Here is a 23,991-nt window from a genome sequence, read left to right as displayed (position 1 = left end):
ACCGTCGCGCCTGACCACCGGCTCCGGAGCCGGTGCGCTCCGGCCCGCCCGCCCCACGAGCCCCACTCAGCCCGATTCCCGTAGCGGCTTGCCGTCCTGGACCTCGGTCAGCGCCTCCCCAAGCTCGTCGCCGGACGGCTGCCGGTCATACTGCGCCTCCACCAGCTCATAGAGGGTGGTCTGCACCCGCCCCACCTGCGGCACATCGCCCAACACCGACCGCCCCCGCTCCCCGGCGGAGTCGATGGTCAGGGTGCCGCAGCCGAACAGCCGCTCACTGAAGCGCTGCTGCATCGCATGGTCGGTGACCCGGGTAAGCGGGATGTCCCGGCGGTCACGGGAGAGCACACCCCGCTGGATGAGCACCCGCTCGTCGGTGAACAGGTAGTGGGTCGCCCGCCAGACCAGCACCGGCCAGAGCGCGAACCAGAGCACCCCCACCAGCGCCAACCCGCCGAGCAGCGCCAACAGCACCGCCCGGCCAGCCCCATCGGGAGCCAGCACCAGAACAGCCACCACCACCGCGACGGCGAGAACCGTCACCGCGACCGGCCGGACCAGGGCCTTCCAGTGCGGATGTAGGTGCAGCACGACGTGCTCGTCCTCGGTGAGCACGTCCTCAGGAAACGCCACGGGTACCTCCAGCGCAGATCGGACGCGCAGACCGTAACCGCTCACCCGACCCCCACGACATCAGCCGCGCGGGCCGGACGACGAAGGCCGCTGCCGAGCCCAGCCCCGCTGGGTCAGCAGCGGCCGTTCAGCGCAGGTGCAGGATGTCGCCGGCAGAGAGGTGCCGGGTGGCTTCCGGGGTGGCCACCACCAGCTGGCCGTCGGCGTCAACGCCGGTCGCCGTACCGGTCAGCTCGCCACCATCCGGCAGCAGCACCCGGACCGGACGGTCCACGGTGGCACAGACGGCCAGGTACGCCGCGCGCAGGCCACTCGCCACCGCATCGCCGTCCGCAGCCCGCCAACGCCCATACCAGTCCCCCAGCGACCGGAGCAGCGCCCGCAGCAACGGATCCCGGTCGGTCGCCGCCGCACCGACCAACTGCAGCGAGGTCGCCGGCAGACCGGTCGGGTTCGCCGGCAACTCGTCAGCACGAAGAGTCACGTTCAGACCGATACCGAGAACGATCGCGGGGGGCGCAGCCACGCCCGCCGCCGGCACCCCCTCGGCCAGGATCCCGCCGCACTTCGCCGCACCGACAAGCAGATCGTTCGGCCACTTCAAGGTGGCTTCCAGCTCGGCCAGCCGGGTCACCGCCTCCACCAGCGCCACTCCGGCGAGCAGCGGCAGCCACCCGTACGCCGACGGTGGTACCGGTGCCCAGCCCCGCTCGGCCACCGCCTCCCCCGGCCGAAGCAGGACGCTGGCCGCGATGCCCGCCCGAGCCGGCGACTGCCAGTCGCGGCCCCGCCGGCCCCGCCCCGCACGCTGCCGCTCCGCGACCAGCACCAGGCCCTCCGGCTCCCCGGAGCGGGCGTACTCGGCCACGTCCGCGTTGGTCGAACCGGTCTCGGCGAGAAGCTCCAGCCGGGCCCACGGACCATGCGGCGCGACCAACGCGCGGCGCAGCCGCACCACCGACAACGGCGGGCGATCCAGATCGGTGTACGGGGAACCCAGCATCCCGCCAGCCTACGGCCCTGCCGATGACCGGTGGTGAGGCGCACTGCACAGCGGCACCGAGCTGAACCATCGTTATATTCCCTTGGTGACTACCGAGACCGGGACCAACATCCACAGCACCGCGGGCAAGCTGGCGGACCTGGAGCGTCGGATCGACGAGGCGGTGCACGCCGGATCGGCACGCGCCGTGGACAAACAGCACGCACGGGGCAAGAAGACCGCGCGCGAGCGAATCGAGCTCCTCCTCGATCCCGATTCCTTCGTCGAACTGGACGAGCTGGCCCGACACCGGTCCACCAACTTCGGGCTGGCGAAGACCCGCCCCTACGGCGACGGCGTCATCACCGGCTACGGGACCATCGACGGCCGCCAGGTCTGCGTCTTCGCGCAGGACTTCACGGTCTTCGGCGGCTCCCTCGGCGAGGTCTTCGGCGAGAAGATCGTCAAGGTGATGGACCTGGCCATGAAGATCGGGTGCCCGGTCATCGGGATCAACGACTCCGGCGGTGCCCGAATCCAGGAGGGGGTCGCCTCGCTCGGCCTCTACGGCGAGATCTTCTTCCGCAATGTACGGGCCAGTGGCGTCATCCCACAGATCTCACTCATTCTCGGCCCGTGCGCGGGCGGTGCCGTCTACTCGCCGGCGGTCACCGACTTCACCGTGATGGTTGACCAAACCTCACACATGTTCATCACCGGCCCGGACGTGATCAAAACCGTCACCGGTGAGGACGTCGCCATGGAGGAGCTGGGCGGCGCCCGTACCCACAACTCACGTAGCGGCAACGCGCACTACCTCGCCACCGACGAGGAGGACGCGATCGAGTACGTCAAGGCGCTGCTGTCGTACCTGCCGTCGAACAACCTGGACGAGCCGGTCACGTACCCGGTCGACCCGGACCTCGAGATCAGTGACGAGGACCGGGAGCTGGACACCCTCATCCCGGACTCGGCGAACCAGCCATACGACATGCACCAGGTCATCGAGCACGTCCTCGACGAGGGCGAGTTCCTCGAGGTGCAACCGCTGTACGCGCAGAACCTGATCGTCGGCTACGGCCGGGTCGAGGGCCGGCCGGTCGGCGTGGTCGCGAACCAGCCCATGCACTTCGCCGGCACGCTGGACATCGCCGCGTCGGAGAAGGCCGCGCGCTTCGTCCGCACCTGCGACGCGTTCAACATTCCGGTACTCACCTTCGTGGACGTACCCGGTTTCCTCCCCGGCACCAGCCAGGAGTGGGAGGGCATCATCCGTCGGGGCGCGAAGCTCATCTACGCCTACGCCGAGGCCACCGTCGGAAAGGTCACCGTCATCACCCGCAAGGCGTACGGCGGCGCGTACGACGTCATGGGCTCCAAGCACCTCGGCGCTGACCTGAACTTCGCCTGGCCGACTGCCCAGATCGCGGTGATGGGGGCACAGGGGGCGGTCAACATCCTGCACCGGCAGGAGCTGGCCGACGCCACCGATCCGGCGGCGCGGCGTGCTGAGCTGATCACGGAATACGAGGACACCCTCGCCAACCCGTACATCGCCGCCGAGCGCGGGTACATCGACTCGGTCATCCCGCCGCACGAAACCCGGGCACAGATCGTCCGCGCGCTGCGAGTGTTGCGCACCAAGCGCGAGACCCTTCCCCCGAAGAAGCACGGCAACATCCCGCTGTAGGTGTGCGGTCAGCGTGGCTCGCAGGGCGGGTTGGCAGCGATGCACATTCGACGGGCTGCCACGTCGGCGAGACGGACCAGTTCCGTCTCGCCGGCCATGCTCACGAAGAGCACCGTGACCAGGTCACCGACGCGCAGCACGACCCGCAGCTCCGGTGAGTTGACCACGGTCTGCAGCTCCCCCGTCGCGGGGTTGGGAAGCAGGGAGGACGAGTGCCGTAGCAGCAGCGACTCGTCACCGGCGAAGCCCACCCGCGGCGTGTCCCAGCGGTGCACCGCCTGCAGGTTGACCCCCCGGCCTTCGTAGTCGGCCGTCCAGACCTCCCCCTGCTGGGGGCAGGCAACGATCGTCTGCCGGACCTCGGTGAAGAAGCGTGCCGCGCCATCATCGCGGAACCGGTACAGATCCTGTACGACCAGGACGTCACCGAGTCGGTCGGGACCGCCGGCCGACCACCGCAGCAACGTCTGTGACCGGCTCATCCAGGCCTCCGCCCCCGGACCCAAACCGCATCGGCCGCGCCCGAGCCCCAACGTGACGTTCCCACCCGCAGCGGCCTCCTTGAGGTTTAGTTCGGTGCGCACCACCAGGTCCGACTGTTGGATGAAGAGCTCGGGCGGGAGGTCGGAGCGCATCGCCGCGACCAGCCCGGCGGTCGACGCCGGAGTGCTGCCCACCGCAGCCTGCACCGGCGCCGAAGTGGACGGTTGGAATCCCGAGGGACGGTTGACCACCGCGATGATGGCCACCGCCAGGGTCCCCACCAGGACTCCCCCCGCCAACAGGGCGGTCCGCCGGCTGCGACGGCGAGCCTGAGCACGGAGCTCCGCCGCCTCCGGCCAACGGATGTCGCGCAGGGCACGTTGCATTGGCTCGACGACGCTCAGCTCGTCACGCATCGACGGCCTCCTCCAGATCAACGACGGCGAGCAGCCCGGCGAGAGCGGCCCGCCCCCGAGCCAGCCGGGCCTTGACGGTGCCAACCGGGGCGTTGGTCTCCCGGGCGACCTCGACGACCGGCATTCCCACCAGGTAGTAGAGCGCGATCGCGATGCGCTGCTCCTCGGGTAGTCGGCGCAGCGCGGCGACCACCGCCACCGTGTCGGTGCTCGGGGCGGGGGCGCTCCCGACGGCACCGTGCCGCAGGTACGCCCGAGCACGACTGCGTAGGCTGCGCCACCGGCTGACCGCGACCCGGCTCGCCACCACCCGCACCCACGCCTCCGGGTCGTCGTACCCGCTCACCGTTGACCAGCGCTGCCAGGCCCGGATGTACGCCTCCTGCACCGCATCCTGAGCCTCGGCGAGATCACCGGTGAGCACGTACACGAAGCCGAGCAGCCGCTGCCGGCTCCCCCGGTAGAACTCGTCGAACCCCTCGATATCCGGCACCTGGCTACCTCCCGTGGCGGTCGCAGAGGACACGCACCAGCGCCGGCTCCAGGTTGCCGGCAGGCCTCGGCTTTTCCGCCCCGACCGGGCCATCCCGGGCTGACCGGCTCAACCGGTCAGCCCGTACCCGGTCAGGGCCGGGCCGGCCAACAAAGCCGCGCCAAAGCCCAGCACGACCAGGTTGACCAGGGCGAACACCGTGACCCAGAAGAACGCGGGGAAGGGGGTGATGGCGGCGAGTTGGTCAGCGTCGGAGGCGGGCATCCGGCCGCGGGCGCGTAGCCGTTGCAGCTCGACCACCGGGCGGAGACCGCCGAGCAGCAGGAACCACACTCCGGTGTACGCGAACGCCGCCTGCACCTGCGGTACGGCGTACCAGGAGACGGCGAGTACGAGCCCTCCGGTGACCAGCAGCGACAGCACTCCGAAGACGTTGCGGATCAGGACCAGCATGGCCAGCAGTAGTGCGACGGCGATCCACAACAGCAGGGTGATCCGGTTTCCGCCGAGGATCCCGGCGCCGGCGAGCCCGACCAGCGGTGGAGCCAGGTAGCCGGCGAGCAGGGTGATCACCATGCCGGGACCGGTGGGACGGCCGGCGGAGAGGGTGAGCCCGGAGGTGTCCGAGTGCAGCCGGATGCCCTGCAGGCGACGGCCGGTGAGCAGGGCGGCCAGGGCGTGCCCACCCTCGTGGGCGATGGTCACCGCGTTGCGGGCGACCCGCCAGGGTCGACCGGTGCTGACCACAACCAGCGCCCCCACCCCGGTCAGCAGCACCAGCAACGGAGGCGGGTCCGGTTGCGCGCCGAGGAGTGTGTCCCAGATACCGGTCAGACCGTCGATCGACACCATGGGCGGGGAGCCTACCGCCCTCGTCCCGGCCGGCTCCCGGCCCGATCTGGCCGCCGCCGGCCGCCCGGGACGAGATCAGCTACGTACCGGCACAAACCCGGCGGCGATGATCTCAAAGACCGGCTCGTTCGCCGCCCAGTCGTTCTCCGGGCAGTCCCAGCGGATCGCGTACCCCTTGTCGGGCGCGGTCACGAAGCCACGATTACGGACGTGCATCCGACGTCCGTAATCGTCATCGAAGATCCACTCCCAGTCAGCGGCCTCATCCCAGTAGTCCACTGAAACAATCTTGACGTGCTGGTAGCCACGGTAGTTGCCGCGTCGGGCAGCCTCCTGCTTACGCCAGTCGGCCTCGGCATCGTCCAATGGCGTCGTCGTCTGGTCGATGAGCAGGGCCCGTCCTTGACCATCGGAGAACCGGACCCGGTAGTCCTCCGGCCCCCGACCCCACTTTCGGCGATAGTCCAGGTCGAACCCCGGCGGCACCGGCACCACGAATCCCGTGTCGTCCTGGTGTAGTTTCCAGCCGGCCGGCAGGGCCGCGCCCGCCGTGCCGCTCGGCGTCGGGCTGGCGCTGGTCGGCGGGGAGCTGGCGCTGGTCGGCGGAGGGCTCGTTGACGCCGCGGCGCTCGGAGCCGAGCTGGCCGGGGCCGTGGTGGACCCGGCACCGGTCGCGGCGGCACCCGGATCCGCGCCGTCGTCCTCGGTGGTGAGCGGGGGATAGGCCACCACGAGACCGAGCAGGAGCAGGACAACCACGGCACCGATGAACGCATTGCGACGGGTGGCGTAACGCTTCGTACCGGTTGGCCCGCCGGGCGAGGGCACCGCCGATACCAGGGCAGCCGACGGCCCACCCAGCTTCGCTGTCGGGTCGGCATCCGCTCGGTCCACCGGAGGGTCAACCGGTGCGGTCGGACCGGTGCCGGTCACCTTCGCGGTGGGGGCGGCATCAGCCGACGGCTCGACCGTCGGTGGCGACGGCGCGGATGCCGGTGTGGCCGGCGCCGGTGATTCGGGAAGCTTCGGCGCCGGTCGTGGCGCCGGCACGTATGCGGGCGTCCGCCCCTCGCGACGGTTCGGCCCAGGCCGGCGTACCCCGGACAGCAGCGGGATGAGCTGCGAACGCTTGCCGCCGGCTCGGCGCAGTAGCCGCTCCGCCACCTCGGCGGTGATCCGATCGGTCGGATCCTTGCGCAGCAGGCCGTTGAGTACCGGTCGCAGCGGGCCGGCGTTCTTCGGTGGCGGCGGCGGCTCGGTCGCCAGCGCCGCGAGGGTCGCGATCGCCGAGGGACGCGCGTATGGCGACTTACCCTCAACCGCCGCGTACAGAGTCGCGCCCAGCGACCAAAGGTCCGCCTCCGGCCCGGCGGTGCCGTCCAGCGCCCGTTCGGGTGCGATGTAGGCGGGGGAGCCGAGCACCATGCCGGTGCGGGTGACATTCGGATCACCCGGGACGGTAGCGAGCCCGAAGTCGGTCAACACCACCCGCCCGTCCTCGCCGAGCAGCACGTTGCCCGGCTTGACATCACGGTGCATCACACCCGCCTTGTGCGCCGCCCGCAGCGCACCAAGCACCCCAAGACCAATCTGCACCGCCTGAGCCGGCGGCACCGACCCCTGCTCAGCAAGCGTGTCCTGGAGGGACTTCGACGCCACGTACTCCATCACGATCCACGGATCACCATCGGTACGCAACACATCGAAGATACGAACAACGTTGACGTGATTAAGACGAGCGATCGCCCGCGCCTCGCGCAGCGAACGCTCCCGCATCTCACGGCGCTCCTCATCGGTAAGACTCGGCGGCGGAACCAACTCCTTGATCGCCACAGTCCGATGCAGCACCTCGTCCTGCGCCTTCCACACCCGACCCATGCCACCCTGGCCAATCGGCGACAAAAGCCGGTACCGGCCAGCGACAAGTTCTGGAAGCGCGTTCGACATCGCTGAAACGGTACCCGGCGGCAGCGGCGGCAACTCGGGCGGCACGCCACCGCGCAACGAAGATCCAAACTCCAGGCGTACGCTGACGCCATGTCTGCCGAGGAGCCACTGTTCCGCGTCGTTCACGGCACGCCGACCGCTGAGGAGCTGGCCGCCCTGGTGGGCGCGATTGTCGTTCACCCCCGGCCGGCGACGCCCCCCGCCCCACCTACGATTTCCGCCTGGGCGCGCGGCGCCCGCCCCGCCAGTACCGGCCACACCGCCGGCCCGGACGCCTGGCGCGCCTCCGGCCTGCCCCGCTGACGACGACTTCCGCCCCGCACAGGGTTATCCGGTCCGCACCCAGGATCGCGGTGCCGGCGAGCCCGCCCCCGGCTCACCACCCGATCTAGTCGCCCTCGGCCGTCGAACGCGCCCGAGCCTCGGCGGGCACGGCGCCGGGCAGGACGGCATCCGGATCTGCTCCGTCGTCGTCCGAGGTGCGCCGGGGATAGGCCATCACGGCACCGAGCAGAAGCAGACCCGCCACGGCACCGATCAACGGTTCGGTGGCGAGTAGCCACCCGGAAAACAGCACGGCACCGAGCAGAAGCAGACCCGCCACGGCACTGAACAGCCATCTGTGGCGGGCGGGGTAACGCTTCGTGCCGGCACCGGGCACGGCTGGCGGGGGCACGGGCGATGCCGGGACACCCGACTCACCGGCCTTCTCCGCCGGCCCGGCGTCGGCTCGGGCCGGCGGGGCCGGACGAGCATAAGCCGGCATCGCCGTGGAGGGGACGTCGGCTCGGGCCGGCGGTGGGCCGGCCGGCGGGGCCGGGCGAGCATGGGCCGGCATCGCCGTGGAGGGGACGTCGGCTCGGTGGAGTAGCCGCTCCGCCACCTCGGCGGTGATCCGATCGGTCGGATCCTTGCACAGCAGGCCATCAAGTACCGGTCGCAGCGGGCCGGCGTTCTTCGGTGGCGGCGGCGGCTCGGTCGCCAGCGCCGCGAGGGTCGCGATCGCCGAGGGACGCGCGTACGGCGACTTACCCTCAACCGCCGCGTACAGAGTCGCGCCCAGCGACCAAAGGTCCGCCTCCGGCCCGGCGGTGCCGTCCAGCGCCCGCTCCGGGGCAAGATAGGCGGGGGAGCCGAGCACCATGCCGGTGCGGGTGACATTCGGATCACCCGGGACAGTGGCAATACCGAAGTCGGTCAACACCACCCGCCCGTCCTCGCCGAGCAGCACGTTGCCCGGCTTGACATCACGGTGCATCACACCCGCCTTGTGTGCCGCCCGCAGCGCACCAAGCACCCCAAGACCAATCTGCACCGCCTGAGCCGGCGGCACCGACCCCTGCTCAGCAAGCGTGCCGTGGAGGGACTTCGACGCCACGTACTCCATCACGATCCACGGATCACCATCGGTACGCAACACATCGAAGATACGAACAACGTTGACGTGATTAAGACGAGCGATCGCCCGCGCCTCGCGCAGCGAACGCTCCCGCATCTCACGGCGCTCCTCATCGGTAAGACTCGGCGGCGGAACCAACTCCTTGATCGCCACAGTCCGATGCAGCACCTCGTCCTGCGCCTTCCACACCCGACCCATGCCACCCTGGCCAATCGGCGACAAAAGCCGGTACCGGCCAGCGACAAGTTCCGAAGGTGTGTTCGACATCGCCTGAAACGGTACCGGGCGCCGAAAACAGCCGGTCGGGTGGCACGCCACGGCCCACCGAAGATCCACGCCACGGCAGTTCCCAGAGCCGGTGGGGCTGGCTGTCGGTTCCCGCGTCCACGACTCACGCTGACGTGAGCGATGGACTCAACTACGGGGTGGACCAACCCGAGGCGTCTTACCTGAAATGCACTATTCCAGGGCTGCAACTCCCATCCCGCACCCGCTACCCTCACTCATGGAAACGGCGCGGTGACAGACAGGGAGGGACGATGGTCGAGGAGGGTGAGGGTCGTCCGGCGGCCCAGTTTCCGAGCCTCAGCGGCGTTGTGGAGATACCCGAGGAGCACCAGGCGAAGCTCCACCAAGAGCGGTCGTACGAGCCCGACGCGGCAGGCCCGACGTCGAGTGCTCCCGCTCCCCTTTCACCCCCGTCGCCAACGTCGCCTGGAGCCACCCCCAAGCCAACGCCGACCCCGTCAAAGACCCGGACCACTCCGGCGCTCAGCAGCACCGGCACTAGCCCGGGATCCAGCTGCCCCTCCCCCACCGATGGCCCGCCACGCCGCCCCCGCGGCGGAGTCATCGGCGGTGGCGGCGCGGGCACCGCACCGACCGGCGGAGCCGGCTCGCGCCCGGGGGGCGGCAGGGGCTTCCCCGGCGATCCGACCATCCCGCCCCTCGGCGCCGCACCGGGGTCCTCGGTGCCGACTGGTCGCCCGGGATTCCCAGCACACCACCTCAACTCCGAGGAGACGGCGCGCACCTGGGGTTCCGACCAGCGGGGGGAGACAGATCAGGGGGTAAGTCCGACGTTCCGCCCGCCGGAAAACGGGCCGATCGACCCCGCCATCGACTGCACCGATTGACGTTGCCGACCGCGCACCCGGCTCCCGTCACGGTGGTCCCACTGGCCAGGGCCACAGCGTCCCAAGCACCGGGTACGGAGCGGGTAACGTCTGCGTCGTGTCTGGATCTCTACCGCTTCGCCTCGTCCTCGCTTCCGCGAGCCCTGCCCGCCGCAAGACCCTCCAGGCAGCGGGGATCGAGCCGGAGGTGTTGGTCAGCGGCGTTGACGAATCCCTCGTGGTCAGCGATAGCGCGGGTGAACTCTGCCTTGAGCTGGCCCGGTTGAAGGCGGAGGCGGTCCTGACCCGGCAGCGCCCGACCAAGGACCAGCGCACCCTGGTGATCGGGTGCGACTCGGTGCTGGAGTTCGATGGCCAGATCTTCGGCAAGCCCGCCGATGGGGCCGACGCCATCCGCCGGTGGGAGCGGATGCGGGGGCGTAGCGGAATCCTGCACAGCGGACACTGCCTCATTGACCTGACGGCCGGCCGGCGGGCAGCGGCTGTCGCCGCTACGACCGTGCACTTCGCCGCGGTGAGTGACGACGAGATCGCCACGTACGTCAACACGGGGGAACCCCTGGCAGTGGCCGGCGCGTTCACGATCGATGGGCTGGGTGGGCCGTTCGTGGAACGGATCGAGGGCGACCCCGGCACGGTGGTGGGCCTCTCCCTGCCGCTGCTGCGCCGCCTCCTGGCCGAGCTGGATCTGCAGATCACCGACCTGTGGAGCCGGGGCACATCGAGCGCCACACCGTCCGGCACCCCGACTGCCGCAAAGCCAAACCCTGGAGCCTGAGCGGCGAGAGTATCGCCGTCGAGAGCACGAAGGAGCAGCGTTGACCACCAAGTCCATCCCGTTGACGTCGGAGTTGCACGCGTACCTGGTCGCCCACGGTGGCCCACCGGATCAGGTCATGCTCGACCTGATCGAGGAGACCCGGGCGCACCTGCCGGAAGACGCGAAGATGCAGGTGGCACCGGAGCAGGCCGCGTTCCTGACCTTCCTGACCCGGCTGCTGGGGGCGCGACGAGCGGTCGAGGTCGGCACCTTCACCGGGCTCTCCGCGCTGGCGATCGCCCGCGGGCTGACCGAAGATGGGCAGCTGACCTGCTTCGACGTCTCGGAGGAGTTCACCGGGATTGCTCGGCGCTACTGGACCCGGGCCGGCGTGGACGAGCGGGTGCGGCTGCGGATCGGCCCCGCCAGCGAGACGCTGCGGGAGCTACCGGCCGACCGCCACCTCGACTTCGCTTTCATCGACGCGGACAAGGTCGGCTACTCGGCCTACTGGGCGGAGCTGGTACCCCGGATGCGGCCCGGCGGAGTGATCGCCGTCGACAACGTCCTCCGCGACGGGCGGGTACTCGCGCCGCAGGACGACGCCGACCGAGCCATCGCCGCGTTCAACGACGAGGTGCTGGCCGACGTACGGGTGGACCCGGTGATGCTGCCGATCGCCGACGGGCTGACCCTGGCCCGGGTGCGCTGACCGGCCCACCGCGCGGCGCTGCGGGACGGTTGGTGAACGGGCAGTGCGGCATCCCACACTTAGCGCTCGTTAGGGAGCTTCGGCAGGGCCGTTACACTCCCCGTCAACGAACACCCCGGGAGGAGCCCCCAAGGTGCGCAAGGTACTCATCGCCAACCGCGGCGAGATCGCTGTCCGCGTCATCCGCGCGTGCCGCGATGCCGGCCTGGCCAGCGTCGCCGTCTACGCGGACTCCGACCGCGACGCCCTGCACGCCACCCTGGCCGACGAGGCGTACGCGCTCGGCGGTGACACCGCCGCCGACAGCTACCTGCGCATGGAGAAGCTGATCGATGTCGCGGCACGATCGGGTGCCGACGCGGTGCACCCGGGCTACGGCTTCCTCTCTGAAAACGCCGAATTCGCGCAGGCGGTGATCGACGCCGGGCTGACCTGGATCGGGCCGAGCCCACAGGCGATCCGCGACCTGGGCGACAAGGTGACCGCCCGGCACATCGCGCAACGCGCGGGCGCACCGCTGGTCCCCGGCACCCCGGACCCGGTGGGCAGCGCCGACGAGGTGTTGACCTTCGCCGCTGACCACGGCCTGCCGGTCGCCATCAAGGCGGCCTTCGGCGGAGGCGGTCGCGGCCTCAAGGTGGCCCGAACCATGGAGGAGATCCCCCACCTGTTCGAGTCGGCCACCCGGGAGGCGGTCGCCGCGTTCGGCCGGGGTGAGTGTTTCGTCGAGCGTTACCTGGACCAGCCTCGGCACGTCGAGGCCCAGGTCCTCGCCGACCAGCACGGCAACGTCGTCGTGGTGGGCACGCGGGACTGCTCCCTCCAGCGCCGGCACCAGAAGCTGGTCGAGGAGGCGCCGGCGCCGTTCCTCACCGACGCGCAGCGACAGCAGATCCACGACTCGGCCAAGGCCATCTGTCGGGAGGCCGGCTACCACGGTGCCGGCACCGTCGAGTATCTGGTCGGCGCCGACGGCACCATCTCCTTCCTGGAGGTCAACACCCGGCTTCAGGTGGAGCATCCGGTGACCGAGGAGACGGCCGGGGTCGACCTGGTCCGGGAGCAGTTCCGCATCGCGGACGGGGAGCAGCTGCGGTTCACCGAGGACCCGGCGCCCCGCGGACACTCCATCGAGTTCCGGATCAACGGTGAGGACCCGGGCCGGAGCTTCCTGCCCGCCCCGGGCACGATCACCGCGCTGCGCCTGCCGACCGGTCCGGGAGTACGGGTCGACACCGGGGTCTCCGCCGGCGATGTGATCGGCGGCAACTTCGACTCGCTCCTCGCCAAGGTGATCGTGACTGGCGAGACGCGTACCGAGGCCCTGGAGCGGGCCCGTCGCGTGCTGGACGAGATGGTGGTCGAGGGCATGGCCACCGCGCTGCCCTTCCACCGGCTGGTGGTCCGGGACGAGGCCTTCACCGCCGAGCCGTTCACGGTGCACACCCGGTGGATCGAGACCGAGTTCGACAACACCGTGCCGGCCTTCACCGCCACGGCCAGCCCCACCGAGGGCCCGGCGGAGCGCGACACCGTGGTGGTGGAGGTGGGCGGCAAGCGGCTGGAGGTCAGCCTCCCGGCCGGCTTCGGCGCCGGCACGGCCACCGCCACGCCCACGGCGAAGAAGCCAGCCCGTCGGCGCGGTGGGGCGAAGGCCGGGGCCGCGGTCAGCGGCGACACGCTCACCTCCCCCATGCAGGGCACGATCGTGAAGATCGCGGTCGCCGACGGCGACATCGTGGCCGAGGGCGACCTGGTCGTGGTCCTGGAGGCGATGAAGATGGAGCAACCGCTGCACGCGCACCAGGCGGGCACGGTCAGCAGCCTCGCCGCCGAGATCGGCGCGGTCATCACCGCTGGCGGCGCGATCTGCACCATCGCCTGAGGGGCGCTGGCTGCCGCGGATCGGAGGACGTACACCGACGACCCGGCCGCCCGCGCCGCGGGTGCCTCCGGGCAGCCAGACGGCGGGATGTTGCCCGACCCGGGGACCGCGAGTCGAGACAGCCAGTCATGATGGCCGGGTGCGGTTCCTTCACGGCGCGGTCCCCGCGCACGACCTGACCTACAACGACGTCTTCATGGCCCCGGCCCGCTCCGAGGTGGCGTCCCGGCTCGACGTCGACCTGTCGACCGCTGACGGCACCGGCACCACCATCCCGTTGGTGGTGTCGAACATGACCGCGGTGGCGGGCCGCCGGATGGCCGAGACCGTGGCCCGGCGGGGCGGCATCACGGTCATCCCGCAGGACATCCCGATCGAGGTGGTCGCGGATGTCGTCGCCTGGGTCAAGCAGCGACACCTGGTGTACGACACCCCGATCACCCTGGGTCCGACCGATACCGTCGGCGACGCCATCCACCTGCTGCCGAAGCGGTCGCACGGCGCGGTGGTCGTGGTGGACGAGTCCAGCCGCCCGGTCGGGGTGGTCACCGAGGCGGACACGGTGGGCGTGGACCGGTTCGCGCAGCTACAGCACGTGATGTCGGTGGAGTTGCACACCGTCTCGGCGGACACCGACCCGCGGAGCGGCTTCGACCGGCTCTCGGCCGGCCGGCGTCGGCTGGCACCGGTGGTCGACGACCAGGGACGGCTGGTCGGCGTACTCACCCGTTCGGGGGCGCTGCGCGCCGCGCTGTACCGTCCGGCACTCGACGACCGGGGCCGGCTGCGCATCGCCGCGGCGGTGGGCATCAACGGCGACGTCACCGGCAAGGCGCGAGCCCTCCTGGAGGCCGGAGTGGACACCCTGGTCGTGGATACGGCGCACGGCCACCAAGAACGGATGATCTCCGCCCTCCGGGCGGTACGCGCGCTCGATCCGGCCGTACCGGTCGCGGCCGGCAACGTGGTCACCGCCGACGGCGTCCGTGATCTCGTTGCGGCGGGTGCGGACATCGTGAAGGTCGGCGTGGGGCCGGGCGCGATGTGCACCACGCGGATGATGACCGGGGTGGGCCGACCCCAGTTCTCGGCGGTCCTCGACTGTGCCGCGGCGGCGCGGGCGTTGGGCCGGCACGTGTGGGCAGACGGCGGGGTCCGGTACCCCCGCGATGTGGCGTTGGCACTGGCCGCGGGGGCCTCAAACGTCATGATCGGTTCTTGGTTCGCCGGCACCTACGAGTCCCCGGGCGACCTCTACTCCGACGCCGACGGCCGCCGCTACAAGGAGAGCTTCGGCATGGCCTCGGCCCGGGCGGTCAGCGCGCGGACGGCGGAGGACTCCGCGTACGACCGCGCCCGGAAGGCGATCTTCGAGGAGGGCATCTCGTCGGCGCGGATGTATCTGGACCCGGAGCGGCCGGGCGTGGAGGACCTCGTTGACGAGATCATTTCCGGGGTACGTAGCGCCTTCACCTATGCCGGGGCGCACAACCTCACCGAGTTCCACGAGCGGGCGCTGGTCGGGGTGCAGAGCGCGGCCGGCTATACCGAGGGGATGCCGCTCCCGACGAGTTGGTGACTCGACCACTCGGGGCCGGCAGCCCACCACGGCTAGTTGGCCGGACTGGCCGCCGGCTGTGGCGTCGGCGCCGGCTCCGCTGCCCCGGGACGGTCCCGGGGCAGCCGGGCACAGGCGATCAGCCCGATGAGCAGGAAGCCGGTGGCGGTGAAGGCGGCGTACCGGGTGGCGTCGGCGAAGGCGGCCTTCGCCTCCTCGGCGATCGGGGCGGTACGGGGGTCGGCGGCGAGCCCGGCGATCGCCGCGCCGCCGCTCTCCCGAACCTCGGTCACCACCTGGTCACGCTGGGCGGAATCAAGCTCGGACCGATCAGCGAGGCGCGCGCCGAGAAGCCCGCTGAGCCCGGCGAAGAGGACCGTGCCGAGCACGGCGATGCCGAGGGCGGATCCGACCTGCCGCGCGGTGCTCTGCACCCCGGCCCCCTGGCCGCTGCGCCGGACCGGCACCTCGCGCAGCGACACCCCGGTGAGTTGGGCGGTGGCCAGGCCGACGCCGACGCCGTAGACGAAGAGCAGGCCGAGCGGAGCCCACCAGCGGGTGTCGGGGGCGACCACGAGGCCGAGTCCGGCGATGCCGGCGATCTCCGCGGCTACGCCGAGCTGTACCACGCGGGTGGCACCCCAACGTTTGACGAGAAGCGCTCCGAGGGCACTGGAGAGGAAGCTCCCGACGGCGAGGGGCAGCAGCGCCAGGCCGGTGTGGAAGGCGCTGTAGCCGAGCACGTTCTGGTACCAGAGCGGGAGCGCGAAGAGGAGACCGAACTCGCCCAGGCTGACGATCGCGGCGGCGGTGACGCCGGTCCGGAAGGAGCCGATCCGAAACAGCGACAGGTCGACCAGCGCTGGCCGACCGATTCGGTTACGGCGCATCTGGTGGGTGACCAGAAGGGCAAGGGTGGCCAGGCCGGTCAGCCCGACGACCGGCACCGGGGAGATCGCGGCGGGCCAGTCCAGGCCGAAGATATTGACCGGCTTCGCCAACCCCCACCAGCCATACGTGCGCCCCTCAATGAGGGCGAAGACGACGCCGGTCATGCCGAGCACCGACAGCAGCGCCCCGATCAGGTCGATGCCACGCTCGACCCGGTCGTCGCGGGACTCGGGGACCAACGCGAGCGTGGCGGTGACGACCAGCAGGCCGATCGGGAGGTTGATGCCGAATGCCCACCGCCAGGAGAGCTCGGTGGTGAGCCAGCCGCCGAGCAGCGGGCCGAGCGCGGCGGCCCCGCCGATGGTGGAGCCCCAGACCGCGAAGGCGATCGCCCGCTCTCGGCCGGCGAAGTTCGCGTTCAGCAGGGACAGCGAGGTGGGCAGCATCATCGCGCCGCCGAGCCCTTGGAGCACCCGCGCCCCGATCAGCTCCGCACCGGAGCCGGCGGACGCGGCGAGCAGGCTTGCGACGACGAAGACCAGCACACCGACGACGAACATTCGTCGCCGGCCGGCGCGGTCAGCGAAGCGGCCGGCGACCAGGAGCAGGGCGGCGAAGACGAGGGTGTAGGCCTCCTGGACCCACTGCGCCCCGGCGGAGCTGACGCCGAGGTCGGCGATGATCGCCGGGACGGCGACGTTGACGATCGTCACGTCGACGATGATCGTGGCGACTCCGAGGCTGATGGCGAGCAGCCCCCACCAGCGGCCACGTCCCTGCTCCGGCATATTCGCTCCGATCGCTAGTTTATCTAGCTACCTGAGCTGCTAGCTTCGTCCCGTGGACAGCGCCGCGTCAACTACCGCCGGCTCGCGTCGCGGGCCATACAGCGAAGCGCCCTCGACCAGCCGAACCGCCCGGGCCCTGCGCGAGGTGATCCGGGCTGCCAGCAGCACCCGGGGGGCGCTGGCCCACCGGCTCGGGATCGGGGTCACCGACGCCGCCGCCATCGACCACCTCGCCGCCAGCCCGGACCCACTCGGCCCGGTGGAGTTGGGCAACCGCCTCGGCATCCGGTCCGCCTCGGCCACCGCGCTGGTGGATCGGCTGGTGCGCGCCGGTCACCTGGCACGCACGCCGCATCCACAGGATCGTCGCCGGGTGGCGCTGCAGGTCACCGACCGGGGGTACGACGAGGTGTCGGTGGCACTGCGGCCAATGCTGGCCGGCATCGAGCAGGCGGTCGACCGGCTCACGCCGGAGCAGGCAGCCGCCACGGCCACCTTCCTGCGGGAGGTGGCCGAGGTTATGCGGGAGTACGTGGTGACCGCGCAGGAGGAGCCGCCCGACCTCGCGCGTCAACGCGGGATCCGAACAGCCGACGAATGACGACGCGTGCGGCCGCCCGCGGATCATCCCCCGCCTCGTCCGGCAGGGCGCCCGCGTTCCACAGGGTGGCGAAGCCATGCACGATGGACCAGGCGGCGAGCGCGTCCCCGGCGACGCCGCCCACCGCGCCCGGCCCCGGCGGCAGGTCCGCCACTGCCGAGCGCAGGACCGCGCGCGATCGCCCTCGGGCCGCCACCACCTCCGGCGCGTCAACGCGGTAGAGGTCGGGGCGGTACATCACCTCGAAGTGGGCCCGACGCCGCACGGCGAAGTCCACGTAGGCCACCCCCATCTCGAGCAGGCTGTCGCCGGTCTGCAGGGCCGCGGCGAGCAGGTCGAAGCCCTCGACCGCGAGCGCGGTCAGCAGCCCCGGCTTGTCGCCGAAGTGATGGGCGGGCGCCGCATGCGACACGCCGGCTCGGCGGGCGAGGTCCCGCAGGCTCAGGGCGGCGGGCCCGGACTCCTCGATCGCCACCACGGCGGCGGTGAGCAAGACCCGCCGAAGATCGCCGTGATGGTAGCCACGTGCACCGGTCATCCGGGAAGCATATCTTGCCATTGACAAGATATGCCGACGGGGGCAGTCTTGCCACCGACAAGATCCGGCTTGGAGGTTCCGATGGTTCCACTGATCACACTGGTGGCCGGCACCGGGTTGGCCCGACTGGCCGGTCTGGCCGGCGTGGGTGCACTCGACGGCTGGCACCTTGCGCTGCGGATTGGGCTCGCCCTGATGCTCACGGTCACCGGCCTGGCGCACTTCAGCCCACGACGCCGGGCCGACCTGGTTGCGCTGGTGCCACCACGACTCCCCCACCCCAGGTTCCTGGTCACCCTCACCGGGGGGCTGGAGCTACTCGGCGCGGCGGCGCTCCTGGCTCCCCCCACCGCTCGGTGGGCCGCCGCCGGGCTGGCCGTCCTGATGCTGGCGATGTTCCCGGCGAACGTGTCCGGAGCACGGCGCAAGCTCACCCTGGCCGGCCGGCCCGTCACCCCGCTGGCCGCTCGTACCGCCATGCAGGGAGTCTTCGTCGCCACCGCCGTCGCCATTTCGGTTGGCACCTGACGATCCGACCACTAACCTGCCCGGGTGACCGCAACCCCCCGCCAGGACGCGCCACTCGGGCGCTGGTCATTCTGACCGCCCGGGCCGACCGAGGCGAGCCCCACGGAGAGCCGGCGTGCTGATCCAACTGCTTCGCACCTACCTACGCCCCTACCACCGCCCCCTGGCGGCCGTGGTCGCCCTCCAGTTCGTCGGCACCATCGCCTCGCTCTACCTGCCGAGCCTCAACGCCGACATCATCGACCTCGGGGTGGCCCGCGGCGACACCGGCTTCATCCTGCGCACCGGGGCCTGGATGCTCGTCGTCAGCCTGGTACAGATCGTCTGCTCGGTCGCCGCCGTCTACCTCGGCGCCCGCACCGCGATGGCGTACGGCCGGGATGTCCGGGCGGCGCTCTTCGCCCACGTCAACACCTTCTCCGCCCGGGAGGTCGCCCACTTCGGCGCACCATCACTGATCACTCGCAACACCAACGACGTGCAGCAGGTGCAGATGCTGGTGCTGATGAGCTGCACGATGCTGGTCGCCGCGCCGATCATGAGCGTCGGCGGGGTGGTGATGGCGCTCCGCGAGGACCTCGGGCTCTCCTGGCTGCTGCTGGTCTGTGTCCCCGTCCTGGCGCTCGGTCTGGGCCAGGTGATCCGGCGGATGGTGCCCGGATTCCGACTCATGCAGACCCGCATCGACACCGTCAACCGGGTCCTCCGCGAGCAGATCACCGGCATCCGGGTGGTGCGGGCGTTCGTCCGGGAACCGGACGAGACCCGGCGCTTCGCCGCCGCCAACACCGATCTGACCGCGACCGCCCTGCAGACCGGCCGACTGGCCGCACTGATCTTCCCGATCGTGATGCTGGTCCTCAACGTCTCCAGCGTCGCGGTGCTCTGGTTCGGTGCCGGACGGGTCGACGCCGGCGCCATCGAGGTCGGCTCCCTCACCGCCTTCCTCCAGTACCTGATGCAGATCCTGATGGCGGTCATGATGGCCACGTTCATGCTGATGATGGTGCCGAGAGCGGCGGTCTGCGCCGAGCGGGTCAGCGAGGTGCTGGCGACCGAGACCTCGGTCGCGCCCCCAGCGGAGCCGGTCACCGCACCGCCGGGCCGGGCCGAGGTGGAGCTGCGCCAGGTGCGGTTCCAGTACCCCGGTGCGGCCGAACCGGTGCTGCGGGACGTGTCGTTCCGGGTGGCCCCGGGCACAACCACCGCGATCATCGGCAGCACCGGCGCCGGCAAGAGCACCCTGCTCGCCCTGATCCCACGACTGATCGACGTCACCTCCGGTGCGGTGCTGGTGGACGGGGTCAACGTCCAGGAGCTCGCACCGGAGGCGCTGTGGCAGCGGATCGGCCTGGTGCCCCAGCGCCCGTACCTGTTCACCGGCACGGTCGCCAGCAACCTGCGACACGGCAACCCGGACGCGGCCGAGGCCGAGCTCTGGGCGGCGCTGGAGGTGGCACAGGCCCGCGACTTCGTCGCCGCGCTGCCGGACGGGCTGGACGCGCCGGTAGCGCAGGGTGGCACCAACCTCTCCGGCGGGCAACGGCAGCGGCTGGCCATCGCCCGGGCGCTGGTCCGCCGACCAGAGATCTACCTCTTCGACGACTCCTTCTCCGCCCTTGACCTCGGCACCGACGCGCGGCTACGGGCGGCGCTGCGCCCGGTCACCGCCGACGCGGCGGTGGTGGTCGTGGCGCAGCGGGTCGCCACCGTGGCAGACGCCGACCGGATCGTGGTGCTGGAGGACGGGGGCGTCGTGGGGATCGGCCGGCACGCCGAATTGCTGACGACCTGCCCCACGTACGCGGAGATCGTCGCATCTCAGCAGAGCACGGGGGTGACGGCGTGAGTGCTCCGGCCGTACCGAAGAAGAACCCACCCGGCGAGGAGCCCACGCCCCAGCGGCTACCAAACGGCGGCCAACGCGGCAGCGGACCCTCCTGGCCGGGGCCCGGCATGCCCGCCGAACGGTCGATGTCCTTCGGGCCGTCGGCTCGGCGCCTCCTCGGACGGCTCCGCCCGCACCGCCTCCCCCTGATCGGGGTGATCGCCCTGACGGTGCTCGGTGTCGGCCTGAACGTGGTCGGCCCGAGAGTGCTCGGCCACGCCACCGACCTGATCTTCGCCGGGGTGTTGGGGAGACAACTCGAACCCGGCACGACGACGGAGGCCGCCGCCGCGGCGGCCCGCGCGGCGGGCAACGACAGCTTCGCCGACATCATCACCCGGATGGGCGTGGTTCCCGGCGCCGGGATCGACTCGGCCGCGCTGGCCCGGGTGCTGCTGCTGGCCCTCGCCCTCTATATCGCGGCGTCCCTGCTCATCTGGGGGCAGGGTTGGCTACTCGCCGGAATCGTGCAGCGGACGGTGCACCGGCTGCGCGAGGACGTGGCGGCCAAGCTGAACCGGCTGCCCCTGCCCTACTTCGACCGACAGCCCCGGGGCGAGCTGCTCAGCCGGGTCACCAACGACATCGACAACATCTCGACCAGCCTGCAGCAGACCCTGAGCCAACTACTCACCGCGCTACTCACCGTGGTCGGGGTGCTCGCCATGATGTTCTGGATCTCGCCGCTGTTGGCGCTGATCGCACTGGTGGGGGTGCCCCTGTCGGTCCTCGTCACCCAGCAGATCGCGAAGCGGTCCCAGCCGAGGTTCGTCGCCCAGTGGACGCACACCGCTGAGCTCAACGGCCAGATCGAGGAGGCCTTCACCGGCCACGAGCTGGTCAAGGTCTTCGGCCGGCAGCGGGCCGTGCAAACCTCCTTCGCGGCCAAGAACGAGGAGCTGTTCCGGGCCAGCTTCGGGGCGCAGTTCATCTCCGGAATCATCATGCCGGCGATGATGTTCATCGGGAACCTGAGTTACGTGGCGATCGCCGTGGTCGGCGGGCTCCGGGTGGCCTCGGGCACGATGACCCTCGGTGACGTGCAGGCCTTCATCCAGTACTCCCGCCAGTTCACCCAACCGCTCACCCAGCTCGCCGCGATGACGAACCTGCTCCAGTCCGGGGTCGCCTCCGCCGAGCGGGTCTTCGCGGTGCTCGACGCCGAGGAGCAGACTCCGGAACCGGCCACCCCGGCCCGACTGACCACACCCCGCGGACGGGTCGCGTTCGAGCACGTCTCCTTCCGGTACACCCCGGACGAGCCGTTGATCGAGGACCTGTCGCTGACCGCTGAGCCCGGCCAGACGGTGGCGATTGTTGGGCCGACCGGGGCCGGCAAGACCACGCTGGTCAACCTGGTGTTGCGCTTCTACGAGCTGACCGGCGGCCGGATCACCCTCGACGGAGTGGACATCACCGGGCTGCGCCGGGACGACCTACGCGGCCGCATCGGCATGGTGCTCCAGGACACCTGGCTGTTCACCGGCACGATCCGGGAGAACATCGCCTACGGCCGACCCGACGCCACCGAGGAGGAGATCCTGACGGCGGCCCGGGCGACCTTCGTGGACCGCTTCGTACGCAGCCTGCCCGATGGCTACGACACCGTGATCGACGAGGAGGGGAGCAACATCAGCGCTGGCGAACGGCAGCTCATCACCATCGCCCGCGCCTTCCTCGCCGAGCCGTCGCTGCTGATCCTCGATGAGGCCACCAGCTCCGTGGACACCCGGACCGAGGTGCTACTCCAACGGGCCATGGCGGCGCTGCGCTCCGACCGCACCAGCTTCGTGATCGCACACCGGCTCTCCACCATCCGCGACGCCGACCTGATCCTGATGATGGTGGACGGGCGCATCGTCGAACAGGGCACCCACGACGAGCTGATCGCGGCCGACGGCCCGTACGCCGGCCTGCACCGCTCCCAGTTCGCCCCGGGCCGGCGGACCGAATCCGAGCCGATCTCAGCTTCGTAGCCGGCGGAGGGACACCGGGGGGACCGCGGAAGATCGCCTCCCGCACGAAAGCCGTGCCCCCGCCGGCAACCCGGATCACCCGGGTCGCCGGCGGTCCTCGGCGTGCCGCTCAGTCCGGCGGAAGGAGCTCCGGCGAGCGGGTCGCGACGACCCGGGCAACCAGCGCGAGGGCCTCGGCGACGGGCAGCGGGGCCAGGTGCTGGCCGTCCCGCAGCCGCAGCGACACCCGTCCGGCAGCGGCCTCCCGCGGGCCGACCACCGCGGCGTACGGGATTCGGGCCTGCGCCGCGTCGCGGATCCGCCCGCCCAGCGAGCCGCTCCGGTCCACCTCGGCCCGCAGTCCGGCCGCCCGCGCCGCGGCGACGAACTCGTCAGCCGCGCCGTCCTGCTCGGCCGCGACCGGCAGGACCACCAACTGAACCGGCGCGTACCAGACGGGGAAAGCTCCCTCGTGCACCTCGATTAGGTAGCTGAACAGCCGCTCCATGCTCCCGACGAGGCTGCGGTGCACCAGCACCGGCCGGCGCCGGGCACCACCGGAGTCGACGTACGACAGATCGAACCGCTCCGGCTTGTCGAAGTCGAGTTGGATGGTGGAGAGCGTCCACTCCCGACCGGCGGCGTCCAACACCTGGATGTCGATCTTCGGTCCGTAGAAGGCCGCCGCACCGACATCCTCGGTGTACTCCACCCCGTCGAGCGCGGCGCGGAGCAACTCCTCGGCCCACGCCCAGTCGCCCTCCGCGCCAACGTAGCGCTGACCCGGACCCCGCAACGACAGCCGGAAACCCGCCGGCCGTACGCCGAGTGCCGCGTGTGCCGCGCGGATCAGCCGAAGGATCTCCGCCACCTCCGCCCCGACCTGCTCCAGGGTGCAGAAGTTGTGGGCGTCGTTGAGCGAGATCGCCCGTACCCGGGCCAGCCCGCCCAGCACACCGGAGCGCTCGGCCCGGTACATCCCACCCAGCTCGGCGATCCGCAGCGGCAGGTCCCGCCAGGATCGTCCCCGGCACCGGTAGACCAACGCGTGGTGCGGGCAGAGCGCCGGGCGGAGCAGGAGCTCATCGTCGGCCGACAGCCGCATCGGTGGGAACATCTCCTCGGCGAAGTGGCCCAGATGCCCGGAGCGTTCGAAGAGTTCCCGCCGGCCAAGGGGCGGGGTGACAACGTGCTGGTAGCCGGCCTGGCGTTCAAGATCCCGGAGGTACTCCTCAACGGCGTGCCGGGCCGCCGCCCCGGCCGGCAGCCAGAGCGGCAGCCCCGCGCCGGCGAGCGGGTCGGAGGTGAACAGGCCCAACTCGCGGCCGAGCCTACGGTGGTCGATCATGTCGCGCTCCTGATTCGGGTACGGCGCTCGGAGCGATCGGCACCCGGAACGCAACCGAGGCCCCGGGGCGGTTCGCCCCGGGTCCTCGGTTGACGGTGAAGTCAGTGCGGTGCGCCGGGGTTCCCCGGCGTCGTGTTCCCTACCGCAGCATGCATGGGGCGAGGCTACGGTGAGCAGTGCCGGTCCCGCACCCGAATTTGGCCCACCTCCGGTCGCGATGGTCCACCGCCAACCTCACCGTCGAGCCCGCGAACGAGCGGAAGGCACCCAATGAGCACCCCGAGATGGTGGCCGGCGATGCCCCGAAAGGTTGGTGCGTCGGCGGCACGGATTGACGGCGACGCGGATGAGGAGGGGCACACCGAAGCAGCATCGATTGGTGCTAATGGGTGTCAATGCTGATGGCCGCTAGGGTGCCAGCGTTACGTTTGCTGTCGAGCTGCCCCACCGGCGGGACCGACACCAAGGCTCGACTCGGGCCGCCGCGAGCAGGTGCTATCAGCCGGAA

19 protein-coding genes and 1 pseudogene are annotated in these 23,991 nt (G+C 71.0%); 10 read left to right on the top strand and 10 right to left on the bottom strand.

Annotated elements, in window-relative coordinates:
• Nucleotides 1-66: 66 nt before the first annotated feature.
• Both SALPAC4_RS0113975 and SALPAC4_RS0113970 read right to left on the bottom strand, forming a co-directional pair.
• A complete protein-coding gene (locus tag SALPAC4_RS0113975; RefSeq protein ID WP_027644517.1) occupies nt 67-633 on the bottom strand; it encodes a PH domain-containing protein in 567 nt (188 codons plus the stop codon).
• A gap of 127 nt (nt 634-760) precedes the next feature.
• Complete coding sequence (locus tag SALPAC4_RS0113970) at nt 761-1,636, bottom strand: biotin--[acetyl-CoA-carboxylase] ligase (RefSeq protein WP_019870854.1); 876 nt, start codon at nt 1,634-1,636, stop codon at nt 761-763.
• A gap of 85 nt (nt 1,637-1,721) precedes the next feature.
• On the opposite strand from SALPAC4_RS0113970, the gene SALPAC4_RS0113965 reads away from it, so the two are divergent.
• Nucleotides 1,722-3,305 (top strand): acyl-CoA carboxylase subunit beta, encoded by a 1,584-nt coding sequence (locus SALPAC4_RS0113965; RefSeq protein WP_019870853.1) that lies wholly within the window; start codon nt 1,722-1,724, stop codon nt 3,303-3,305.
• Between the two features lie 8 nt (nt 3,306-3,313).
• Here the strand turns inward: SALPAC4_RS0113965 and SALPAC4_RS0113960 are convergent, their stop codons facing one another.
• The 4 genes from SALPAC4_RS0113960 to SALPAC4_RS0113945 all read right to left on the bottom strand — a co-directional run bounded on the left by SALPAC4_RS0113960 (nt 3,314) and on the right by SALPAC4_RS0113945 (nt 7,496).
• Complete coding sequence (locus tag SALPAC4_RS0113960) at nt 3,314-4,204, bottom strand: hypothetical protein (protein ID WP_019870852.1); 891 nt, start codon at nt 4,202-4,204, stop codon at nt 3,314-3,316.
• The gene (locus SALPAC4_RS0113955) at nt 4,197-4,697 is read right to left on the bottom strand and encodes a sigma factor-like helix-turn-helix DNA-binding protein (RefSeq protein WP_018729557.1); all 501 of its coding nucleotides are present in this window, start codon (nt 4,695-4,697) and stop codon (nt 4,197-4,199) included. The genes SALPAC4_RS0113960 and SALPAC4_RS0113955 overlap by 8 nt, the downstream gene beginning before the upstream one ends.
• A gap of 108 nt (nt 4,698-4,805) precedes the next feature.
• Complete coding sequence (locus tag SALPAC4_RS0113950) at nt 4,806-5,549, bottom strand: M50 family metallopeptidase (protein WP_019870851.1); 744 nt, start codon at nt 5,547-5,549, stop codon at nt 4,806-4,808.
• Between the two features lie 75 nt (nt 5,550-5,624).
• Nucleotides 5,625-7,496 (bottom strand): serine/threonine-protein kinase, encoded by a 1,872-nt coding sequence (locus SALPAC4_RS0113945; RefSeq protein WP_027644516.1) that lies wholly within the window; start codon nt 7,494-7,496, stop codon nt 5,625-5,627.
• Nucleotides 7,497-7,586: 90 nt separating this feature from the next.
• Between SALPAC4_RS0113945 and SALPAC4_RS0113940 the strand changes: the two genes are divergently transcribed.
• Nucleotides 7,587-7,799: an acyl-CoA carboxylase subunit epsilon gene (locus tag SALPAC4_RS0113940; RefSeq protein ID WP_027644515.1), complete on the top strand. Its 213-nt coding sequence runs from the start codon at nt 7,587-7,589 to the stop codon at nt 7,797-7,799.
• A 97-nt stretch (nt 7,800-7,896) separates the two neighbouring features.
• Here the strand turns inward: SALPAC4_RS0113940 and SALPAC4_RS0113935 are convergent.
• Nucleotides 7,897-9,162 (bottom strand): annotated as a pseudogene (locus SALPAC4_RS0113935) (serine/threonine-protein kinase); the annotation flags it as partial.
• A 966-nt stretch (nt 9,163-10,128) separates the two neighbouring features.
• On the opposite strand from SALPAC4_RS0113935, the gene SALPAC4_RS0113930 reads away from it, so the two are divergent.
• The 4 genes from SALPAC4_RS0113930 (at nt 10,129) to SALPAC4_RS0113915 (ending at nt 14,967) form a co-directional block, all read left to right on the top strand.
• Complete coding sequence (locus SALPAC4_RS0113930; protein ID WP_027644514.1) at nt 10,129-10,809, top strand: Maf family protein; 681 nt, start codon at nt 10,129-10,131, stop codon at nt 10,807-10,809.
• A gap of 40 nt (nt 10,810-10,849) precedes the next feature.
• Nucleotides 10,850-11,503, top strand: a complete 654-nt coding sequence (locus SALPAC4_RS0113925; protein WP_019870847.1) for an O-methyltransferase — start codon at nt 10,850-10,852, stop codon at nt 11,501-11,503.
• Between the two features lie 133 nt (nt 11,504-11,636).
• Entirely contained in the window at nt 11,637-13,388 is a 1,752-nt protein-coding gene (locus SALPAC4_RS0113920; RefSeq protein WP_019870846.1) for an acetyl/propionyl/methylcrotonyl-CoA carboxylase subunit alpha, read from the top strand.
• Between the two features lie 139 nt (nt 13,389-13,527).
• A complete protein-coding gene (locus tag SALPAC4_RS0113915) occupies nt 13,528-14,967 on the top strand; it encodes a GuaB1 family IMP dehydrogenase-related protein (RefSeq protein ID WP_019870845.1) in 1,440 nt (479 codons plus the stop codon).
• Between the two features lie 32 nt (nt 14,968-14,999).
• On the opposite strand, the gene SALPAC4_RS0113910 is transcribed toward SALPAC4_RS0113915, so the two are convergent.
• Nucleotides 15,000-16,625 carry a DHA2 family efflux MFS transporter permease subunit gene (locus tag SALPAC4_RS0113910; protein WP_019870844.1) on the bottom strand — a complete coding sequence of 542 codons (1,626 nt, stop codon included), beginning with the start codon at nt 16,623-16,625 and terminating at the stop codon, nt 15,000-15,002.
• A gap of 52 nt (nt 16,626-16,677) precedes the next feature.
• Between SALPAC4_RS0113910 and SALPAC4_RS0113905 the strand changes: the two genes are divergently transcribed.
• A complete protein-coding gene (locus SALPAC4_RS0113905; RefSeq protein WP_027644513.1) occupies nt 16,678-17,226 on the top strand; it encodes a MarR family winged helix-turn-helix transcriptional regulator in 549 nt (182 codons plus the stop codon).
• Here the strand turns inward: SALPAC4_RS0113905 and SALPAC4_RS26570 are convergent.
• On the bottom strand, nt 17,144-17,764 hold the full coding sequence (locus tag SALPAC4_RS26570) for a TetR/AcrR family transcriptional regulator (protein WP_027644512.1): 621 nt from the start codon (nt 17,762-17,764) through the stop codon (nt 17,144-17,146). The genes SALPAC4_RS0113905 and SALPAC4_RS26570 overlap by 83 nt on opposite strands.
• Nucleotides 17,765-17,845: 81 nt before the next feature.
• Between SALPAC4_RS26570 and SALPAC4_RS0113895 the strand changes: the two genes are divergently transcribed.
• The 3 genes from SALPAC4_RS0113895 to SALPAC4_RS0113885 all read left to right on the top strand — a co-directional run bounded on the left by SALPAC4_RS0113895 (nt 17,846) and on the right by SALPAC4_RS0113885 (nt 22,156).
• Nucleotides 17,846-18,292 (top strand): DoxX family protein, encoded by a 447-nt coding sequence (locus tag SALPAC4_RS0113895; RefSeq protein ID WP_019870841.1) that lies wholly within the window; start codon nt 17,846-17,848, stop codon nt 18,290-18,292.
• 115 nt (nt 18,293-18,407) lie between these two features.
• Nucleotides 18,408-20,141 carry an ABC transporter ATP-binding protein gene (locus tag SALPAC4_RS0113890; protein WP_019870840.1) on the top strand — a complete coding sequence of 578 codons (1,734 nt, stop codon included), beginning with the start codon at nt 18,408-18,410 and terminating at the stop codon, nt 20,139-20,141.
• Nucleotides 20,138-22,156, top strand: coding sequence for an ABC transporter ATP-binding protein (locus SALPAC4_RS0113885; RefSeq protein ID WP_027644511.1), 2,019 nt, complete (start codon nt 20,138-20,140; stop codon nt 22,154-22,156). The genes SALPAC4_RS0113890 and SALPAC4_RS0113885 overlap by 4 nt, the downstream gene beginning before the upstream one ends.
• Nucleotides 22,157-22,265: 109 nt before the next feature.
• Here SALPAC4_RS0113885 and thrS read toward each other — a convergent pair whose 3' ends face one another.
• Nucleotides 22,266-23,483, bottom strand: a complete 1,218-nt coding sequence (gene thrS, locus SALPAC4_RS0113880) for a threonine--tRNA ligase (protein ID WP_019870838.1) — start codon at nt 23,481-23,483, stop codon at nt 22,266-22,268.
• Between the last annotated feature and the right edge of the window lie 508 nt (nt 23,484-23,991).

The organism is Salinispora oceanensis (assembly GCF_000383575.1).
Classification (GTDB): domain Bacteria; phylum Actinomycetota; class Actinomycetes; order Mycobacteriales; family Micromonosporaceae; genus Micromonospora; species Micromonospora oceanensis.
Note: the sequence above shows the minus strand (reverse complement) of the source record. Positions and strands in the feature narration are given on the sequence as shown.

Bases quoted from the DNA above. Each gene is read 5' to 3' on its own strand.
- SALPAC4_RS0113940 (WP_027644515.1), top strand. From the start codon at position 7,587: ATGTCTGCCGAGGAGCCACTGTTCCGCGTCGTTCACGGCACGCCGACC.
- SALPAC4_RS0113960 (WP_019870852.1), bottom strand. From the start codon at position 4,204: ATGCGTGACGAGCTGAGCGTCGTCGAGCCAATGCAACGTGCCCTGCGC.
- SALPAC4_RS0113970 (WP_019870854.1), bottom strand. From the start codon at position 1,636: ATGCTGGGTTCCCCGTACACCGATCTGGATCGCCCGCCGTTGTCGGTG.
- SALPAC4_RS26570 (WP_027644512.1), bottom strand. From the start codon at position 17,764: ATGACCGGTGCACGTGGCTACCATCACGGCGATCTTCGGCGGGTCTTG.
- SALPAC4_RS0113910 (WP_019870844.1), bottom strand. From the start codon at position 16,625: ATGCCGGAGCAGGGACGTGGCCGCTGGTGGGGGCTGCTCGCCATCAGC.
- SALPAC4_RS0113895 (WP_019870841.1), top strand. From the start codon at position 17,846: ATGGTTCCACTGATCACACTGGTGGCCGGCACCGGGTTGGCCCGACTG.
- SALPAC4_RS0113945 (WP_027644516.1), bottom strand. From the start codon at position 7,496: ATGTCGAACGCGCTTCCAGAACTTGTCGCTGGCCGGTACCGGCTTTTG.
- SALPAC4_RS0113950 (WP_019870851.1), bottom strand. From the start codon at position 5,549: ATGGTGTCGATCGACGGTCTGACCGGTATCTGGGACACACTCCTCGGC.
- thrS (WP_019870838.1), bottom strand. From the start codon at position 23,483: ATGATCGACCACCGTAGGCTCGGCCGCGAGTTGGGCCTGTTCACCTCC.